This is a genomic window from Streptomyces phyllanthi, from assembly GCF_009377205.1.
In the GTDB taxonomy this organism is placed as follows: Bacteria; Actinomycetota; Actinomycetes; order Streptomycetales; family Streptomycetaceae; genus Streptomyces; species Streptomyces phyllanthi.
Map to the genome: position 1 here is coordinate 1 of NZ_VJZE01000468.1, position 6,998 is coordinate 6,998.

The 6,998-nt window shown below is 73.1% G+C and carries 5 protein-coding genes; 3 read left to right on the forward strand and 2 right to left on the reverse strand.

Annotated elements, in window-relative coordinates; genetic code table 11:
* The first annotated feature begins 575 nt into the window (after positions 1–575).
* A complete protein-coding gene (locus FNH04_RS38210) occupies positions 576–2,045 on the forward strand; it encodes a tetratricopeptide repeat protein (protein ID WP_152790447.1) in 1,470 nt (489 codons plus the stop codon).
* Between the two features lie 17 nt (positions 2,046–2,062).
* Here the strand turns inward: FNH04_RS38210 and FNH04_RS38215 are convergent, their stop codons facing one another.
* Positions 2,063–2,773, reverse strand: coding sequence for an alpha/beta fold hydrolase (locus tag FNH04_RS38215; protein ID WP_152790449.1), 711 nt, complete (start codon positions 2,771–2,773; stop codon positions 2,063–2,065).
* Positions 2,774–3,554: 781 nt separating this feature from the next.
* Entirely contained in the window at positions 3,555–4,745 is a 1,191-nt protein-coding gene (locus FNH04_RS38220; protein WP_322725064.1) for an MBL fold metallo-hydrolase, read from the reverse strand.
* Positions 4,746–4,886: 141 nt separating this feature from the next.
* Here FNH04_RS38220 and FNH04_RS38225 point away from each other — a divergent pair, with 141 nt between their 5' ends.
* Together FNH04_RS38225 and FNH04_RS38230 are read left to right on the forward strand one after the other, a co-directional pair.
* Complete coding sequence (locus FNH04_RS38225; RefSeq protein ID WP_152790453.1) at positions 4,887–6,077, forward strand: glutamate dehydrogenase; 1,191 nt, start codon at positions 4,887–4,889, stop codon at positions 6,075–6,077.
* Between the two features lie 65 nt (positions 6,078–6,142).
* Entirely contained in the window at positions 6,143–6,763 is a 621-nt protein-coding gene (locus FNH04_RS38230) for a TetR/AcrR family transcriptional regulator (RefSeq protein WP_322725065.1), read from the forward strand.
* Positions 6,764–6,998: the final 235 nt, after the last annotated feature.

The following is a 6,998-nucleotide window of genomic DNA, read 5'->3' on the forward strand; positions in this document are numbered from 1 at the left end:
CCCTTCTTCCCGCCCCGGTGTGAGGCCTCGTACGACAGACCGATAAACAGTCGGATAAACAGCGGGAGATTCGCTCCCGACATGAAAGTGACTGCGATCGGAGCTGGTCGGAAGCGGTCGGGAACAAACACGGAGGGCCAAGGGGAAATACGGCCCCGCCCCTCGGAAACGATCAGGAATTCACCCGGTGGGGGCGGTTTTCGGCTCTCCGACGCCCGCCCCGTCCCCGCCAGGGATGTCACCCGTTGTGGTGATCGAACGACCTCGACGGCGATCCAATCACCCTATGGGGTGACTGCGGCGAGGGCGGCCACTCGCGGGGGGCACGGCTTCGGCGCCGGAATCCGTGGCGTCCCCCCGCGACCCGCCACCGCGCCGGGACGCCCGAACCCGTAGGCCCCTGATGCCTGCCGACGCGGCGCCCGGGTGGTGCGAGGGGGCGCAGGGTGGCAGTTCGCGATGCTTCGGATGGTTTCGGTGGACCGTGTGGCGTGGTGACGGTTTTGATGGTGGTGGCACGACCGTCCGTGCCGTCAGGAGTCAACATCGCTGTGTACGACCGGAGATGAGCCGCCATGGTGACCGACCGCTACGGCAACCGCCTGTACGAGTGCACCGCCGAGGGCGCGGCGCACCTGGACCGGGCTGTGGAGGCCCTTCTCTTCTTCCGCTCCGAGCTGGGCACCGCGGCCGCGGACGCCGTCTCGGCCGCCCCGGCCTCACCCCTCGCCCAGGCTTTCGCGGCCTATCTGGGGGTGCTGGGAACCGAGCCGCGTGACGCCGTGAAGGCCCGCCGCCGCTTCGCCGACTTCAGCGCAGGGCTGGACCACTCGGCGCTCCCCCGGCGGGAGCGCGTGCACATGGCCGCGGCGCGGGCCTGTCTCGCGGGCGACCTGCGGCGTGCCGGCCGGTATCTCGAGGAACTCGTCGTGCAGTGCCCTCGTGATCCCCTGGCCCTGGCTGTGGGCCATCAGCTCGACTTCCTCACCGGCGACGCGCTGCGTCTGCGCGACAGGATCGGCGGCGCTCTGCCGGCCTGGGACACCGACGACCCCCACCGCGGCCCGCTGATGGGCATGTACGCCTTCGGCCTGGAGGAGTCGGGACACTACGGCCGGGCCCGGGAAGTGGCCCTGGCCGCGGTCGAGCAGAACCCCCGGGACGTCTGGGCCATCCACGCGGTGGCGCACGTCCATGAGATGGAGGGACGGTTCGCCGAAGGGATCGACTACCTCGACGCGCGGCTCGACGACTGGGCGAGCGGCAATCTGCTGACGGTGCACAACTGGTGGCACTACGCCCTGTACGCGCTGGAGGCGGAGGCCACTGCGACGGCCACACGGATCTACGACGCCGTACTGCACCACGAGGGCTCGGCCGGGCTCGCCATGGAACTGCTCGACGCCGCCTCGCTGTTGTGGCGGTTCCTCCTGGCCGACCTGGACCAGAGCGCCCGCTGGCAGGCCCTGGCAGACGCGTGGGCCGCGCGCGAGGACCCGCCGTTCTACGCCTTCAACGACGTGCACGCCGTCATGGCGTACTCGGGAGCAGGGCGCTTCGACGTGGCGGAGAAGCTCATCGCCGACCGGCGCCGCTGGCTGGCCGAGGACGGCACGCGCCCGGAGACCAACCACCTGATGACCGGCGAGGTCGGCCTGCCGGTCTGCGAGGCGCTGGTGGCCTATGCCCGCGGGGACTACGCGTCAGCGGTGGATCTGCTCTGGCCCGTACGCCGCAGGCTGCACATCGCCGGCGGCAGCCACGCCCAGCGGGACGCGGTCCAGCGGACACTCCTGGAGGCGGCCCTGCGCGCGCGGCGGGACGATCTGGCCCGCCTGCTGGTCGGAGAACGCGCCGGCCTCCGCCCGGACAGCCCCTACAACTGGCTGAGTCAGGCCCGTGTCGCCGACTCCCTGGGCGAGGCGGGCCGTGCCGCCGTCGCCCGCCACACGGCGGGCGAGCTGGCGGCATCCGCCGCGAGCAGACTGAGCCGCGCGTCGCACCACCCGTACATCACGGGGTCGCGCCCTGCCGGGAGTGGATGACGAGCTGCTCCCGCGGGTCAGGCGATGCTGTCCGCGGCGTTGAGGATGGTGGCGGTGACCGCTTCGGGGCTGGAGGTCGGCAGCGCGTGCGAGGCGCCCGGCACGACCGTGGTCTCCTTGGCGCCCGCGCGTTCGGCCATGAACCGGTGCGCGGCGAGCGGGATGTTGCGGTCCAACTCCGGGAAGACGAACCAGGACGGCACGGTCCGCCACGCGGGCTCACCGGAGGGCTCGTTGAGGGCGGTGTCGCGCAGGGGGCGCTGGGCGGCGGCGTTCAGCGCGGCCTCCTCGGCGGGCAGGTCGGCGGCGAACTGCTGGTGGAAGGCGTCCTGGCGGATGTAGATGTCCATGCTGCCGTCCGCCTGCGGCACGAAGTCCAGGACCTCGGGCAGGCTGCTGCCGGGGAACCTTCCGGTCAGTGCGCCGATGCTCTCGCCGGGCTCCGGAGCGAACGCGGCCACGAACACCAACGCGCGCACCCCGGGCACGTCGACCGCGGCGTTCGAGGCGACCGCGCCGCCGTAGGAATGGCCGACGAGCACGATCGGCCCCTCGATCGAGGTGAGCAGGCTCCGCAGGGCCCCGGCGTCGCCCGACAGACTGCGCAGCGGGTTGGCGAACGCGATCACCCTGTGTCCCGCGGTCCGAAGGCGCTCGGTGACCGGGTTCCACGCGGAGGACTCGGCGAACGCACCATGCACGAGGACGACGGTCGGCTTACCACTCATGGGCCACTACTCCTGATCATTGAACCTGCACGCGCACGGCACAGCCGCGTCCCCCGGCCTCCATCACACCAACCGGCCCGGCACCCGCATTGCCTCTCCGTGCACGGGTATCGCGCCGACCGCGCACGCCGCGTCACACTCCGGCCGGCGGGTCGGGCTCCCCGTGGTCATGCCCCGGAATGCAGGTACGCGGTCCACAGCGGCGGAGCCCGTCTCCGGTCGAAGCGTCTGCCCGGTCGAAGGGTGCGGGCAGGGCGTGGCCGTCACGTACCCGGCGTACGGCGTGATGCAGCGCGCGGGCCGCCCGGGTGGGACGCACACCGGAGGAGTCGGGGTCCGGACCGGCGGAGAACAGGCCCGCGACGGTGACGGCGATCCGGTGACACGCCGACAGGACCCGGCCCCGGCCCCGGCCCCGGCACCAACACGGGGCCGGGAAGGCGGGCCCGCGGCATCGCCGCCTCGCCGCCTCGACGCCGACGCAGCGCCACCGGCCGGGCGGTCCGGGCGTGAGCGGCACGGCCACGATCACGTCCTCCGGGCCCGCCGGGGCAAGGCCAGGGGCGGTGGCCCGGAGGAGCCGCACCCGCGCGGCTGCGGGCCGACACCTACGCGATCCTGCTGGAGGCCGCCGCCCACCTCCACGCCCGCGACCTCGCCGGCCATCTCGGCCTGGACTCCACCAGGCCTCCAACCCGGGAATCCGGCGACGCCCTCACCCGCCGCCTCAGCCCGAGCCCGCTCCCACGGCCCGACCGCGCCTCTCCCACCGGCTCCTGACTCACCGCTCGCCGGCGAGGTCGAGGTCGCCCGTGGTCTCCGGTGCGACGCGCGGCTCCTCGGGCCGGCGCCACGGGTGGTCGATGGGCGCCGAGACGGCTCGCCACCAGGGATCCGTGGGAAGCGTTCCCGCGGGCTCGAAGGGCGCGCCCGGCCGGGGGAACGCGGCCGGCTGCCCGGCCTCCTCGGCGGCGTCCCTCGTCCACTCCCCCGGCTCCGCCCACGCGTGCATGGCCAGATTGAAGGTGCCCCAGTGGATCGGCAGCAGCACGCCGTGCGGCCGCCCGCCCTGGAGGTCGAGGTGGGCGCGCATGCCCTCCTCCGGGGTCATGTGGATGTCCGGCCAGAACTCGCTGTACGCGCCGATCTGGATCATCGTGGCGTCGAAGGGGCCGTGCTCGGCGCCGATGTCCTGGAACCCGGTGAAGTACCCGGTGTCGCCGCTGTGGTAGATCCGGTGCTCGTCTCCCGCTACGACCCAGGAGGCCCAGAGCGTGTGCTGGGTGTTGCGCAGACCGCGGCCGCAGAAGTGACGGGCGGGGGTGGCGGTCAGGGTGAGGCCGCCGATCCTCGTCGACTCGCTCCAGTCCAGCTCTCGTATCCGCGCCTCGGACACGCCCCAGTGCTCCAGGTGGGCGCCGACGCCGAGAGGCACCGCGAACAGCGTGTCCGTGCCGGCCAGGGCCTTGATGGTGGGCAGGTCCAGGTGGTCGTAGTGGTCGTGGGAGATGACGACGACGTCGACCGGGCCCAGCGCGGCCAGCGACGCCGGCACCGGGTGCAGCCGCCGCGGCCCGGCGAACGCGAACGGTGAGCAGCGCTCGCCCCAGACGGGGTCGAAGAGCACGCGGTGGCCGTCGATCTCGGCGAGCACACTGGAGTGCCCCATCCAGGTGAGACGCAGCCGGCTCGCCGGTGGCCCGGCCAGATCGGCGAGCGTGCCGGAGTGCACCGGCACGGGGCCGGTCGGGGCGCGGCGGCGGCGCTCCTCCTTGTTGAAGTATCCCTTCGCCATCGCGGAGGCGACGCCGCCCGAGGGCCGTACCCGCGTGCCCTCCGGGTTCACGAAGACGCCGTCCGCGAAGTTGGGCGATCTGCGGATCCGCTCCAGACGCACACCGCTCGGATCCGCGCCGAAGGCGGCGGGCCGCAGCCCGCCCCACCCGGAGCTCGAGGGACGGAAACCGGACACGGTCACCTCCAGGATGAATCAACTGAGGCGTTCCATTATGGTCCGCCCCTCCGACAACGCCGGGCCCACGGTGCCCCAGTGGAATGTCATACTGATCCGCCGTTCAGTAACTGCCATCGGTCCACGCCCCGAGGAGACTCGATGCACGCCCCCCTCATGTCGCTCACCTGGACCGACCACATCACGGGCCGGCACGGCTTCCTCGTGGTGGACCGGCTGGTGCGCGGGGTGGCCAGCGGCGGGCTGCGGATGCGGCCGGGCTGCACCTCGGCGGAGGTCGCGGGGCTGGCCCGGGGCATGACCATGAAGGAAGCACTGCACTACGACCCGGAACTGCGCCCGGAGAGCCGCTACGTCCCCCTGGGCGGCGCGAAGGGCGGAATCGACTGCGACCCCCGGGCCCCGGAGGCGTACGGCCTCCTGGTGCGCTACCTCCGCGCGATGCGCCCGTACGTCGAGAGCTTCTGGACCACCGGTGAGGACCTCGGGCTCACCCAGGACCTGGTGGACCGGGCGGCCGCCGAGGCGGGGCTCGTCTCGTCGATCCAGGCCGTCTATCCGCTCCTCGACGACGAGGAGGCGGCCCGGCGCCGGCTCGCGGACGCGTTCGCGCTGCAGGTCGACGGCATCGGGCTGGACGAACTGGTGGGTGGCTGCGGGGTCGCCGAAGCGGTGCTGACCGCCCTCGACCGAGCGGACGTGCCGTACGCCGGGACACGGGTCGCCGTCCAGGGGCTGGGCACCATGGGCGGAGCCACCGCGCGCTTCCTCACGCGCGCGGGGCTCACGGTGGTGGCCGTCGCCGACGTCAAGGGCACGATCGCCCGTCCGGAGGGCCTCGACATCGAGAGGCTGCTCGCCGCCCGTGACGCGTACGGGACGGTCGACCGCTCCGCGCTGCGCCCCGGCGACCGGGAACTGCCGGGCGACGCCTGGCTGTCGGCGGACGTGGACGTGCTGGTGCCCGCGGCGGTGTCGTACGCGATCGACACCGGGAACCAGGAGCGGATCACGGCCCGCTGGATCGTCGAGGCCGCCAACATGCCCGTACTGGCCGAGGCGGAGGAGATGATCACCGCGCGCGGGGTCACCGTCCTGCCGGACGTGGTGGTCAACTCCGCGACGAACGCCTGGTGGTGGTGGACGCTGTTCGGCGACATCGGCGCGGACGCGGAGGAGGCGTTCGCCCACGTCCGCCGCTCGATGCGCGCCCTGGTCGACCTGATGCTGGCCCGCGCGGCGTCCGAAGGCACGACTCCGCGCGCGGCGGCGCACGCCATCGTCGCCGACCGGCTGCCGGTGATCGCGGAGCGGTTCGGCTGGTACCGCTGAGGTGCTCGCCCGCCGGCGGGAGCCGGGTCCCACGGCTCTCACCGGCCACGCACTAGGGTGACCGCGTGACCAGAGTGCGGTTGAGCGTGGCCGAGCGGCGGCAGGAGCTGCTGCGCGCCGCCATCGAGCAGATCGCGGCGCGGGGCGTGGCGGCGGTGCGTATCGCCGACGTGGCCGCTGCTCTGGGGGTGAGCAACGCGCTGGTGCTCTATCACTTCTCGACCAAGGAGAAACTGGTCGCCGAGGCGTTCAGATACGCGGCCGGGGACGACCTCGCCCATCTGCGCAAGCTGCTCGGGCGGCGCACGACCGCGCTACGGCGGCTGCGAGCGGCGGTGCGCTGGTACGCGCCGACCGGGCAGGCCAAGGGCTGGCGGCTGTGGATCGAGGGCTGGGCGGCGGCGCTGCGCGAGCCCGTCCTGCGGGAGGTGACCCGCGACCTCGACGAGCAGTGGAAGGCCGCGATCACCGAGGTGATCGCCGAGGGGGTGACGGCGGGCGAGTTCTCCTGCCCGGATCCGAAGGCGGCGGCCCTGCGGCTGACGGCTCTGCTGGACGGTCTCGCAGTACAGATGACGGCGTACGAAGGAGCCGTCCCCCGCACCCGCGCCCAGGAGTGGGCCGACGAAGCGCTCGCCCGCGAAGTGGGGCTGGACCGCGAGGCGTTGACGGCCGCTACACGCTGAGCGATCCCGCTCCGCTCCTGACCGGGAAGCAGCCCGCGGCCTCGGGCCCGGCCCGGCACGCCGGAGCCAGGACAGCCGGCCGCCCACCACTCCCACCACCAACACACCGAGCCGACACACCGAGCCGACACACCGACTGCCACGCTCAGCCAGGCCCCTCAGCCATCAGAAGCCCAAGCACATGAGCACTCGCAACCAGCCCGGCCGGACTCGCCCCCGGCTCACGCCCAGGACC

Excerpts from the sequence above, each read along its gene's own strand:
- FNH04_RS38210 (WP_152790447.1), top strand. The coding sequence starts at position 576 with ATGGTGACCGACCGCTACGGCAACCGCCTGTACGAGTGCACCGCCGAG.
- FNH04_RS38215 (WP_152790449.1), bottom strand. The coding sequence starts at position 2,773 with ATGAGTGGTAAGCCGACCGTCGTCCTCGTGCATGGTGCGTTCGCCGAG.
- FNH04_RS38225 (WP_152790453.1), top strand. The coding sequence starts at position 4,887 with ATGCACGCCCCCCTCATGTCGCTCACCTGGACCGACCACATCACGGGC.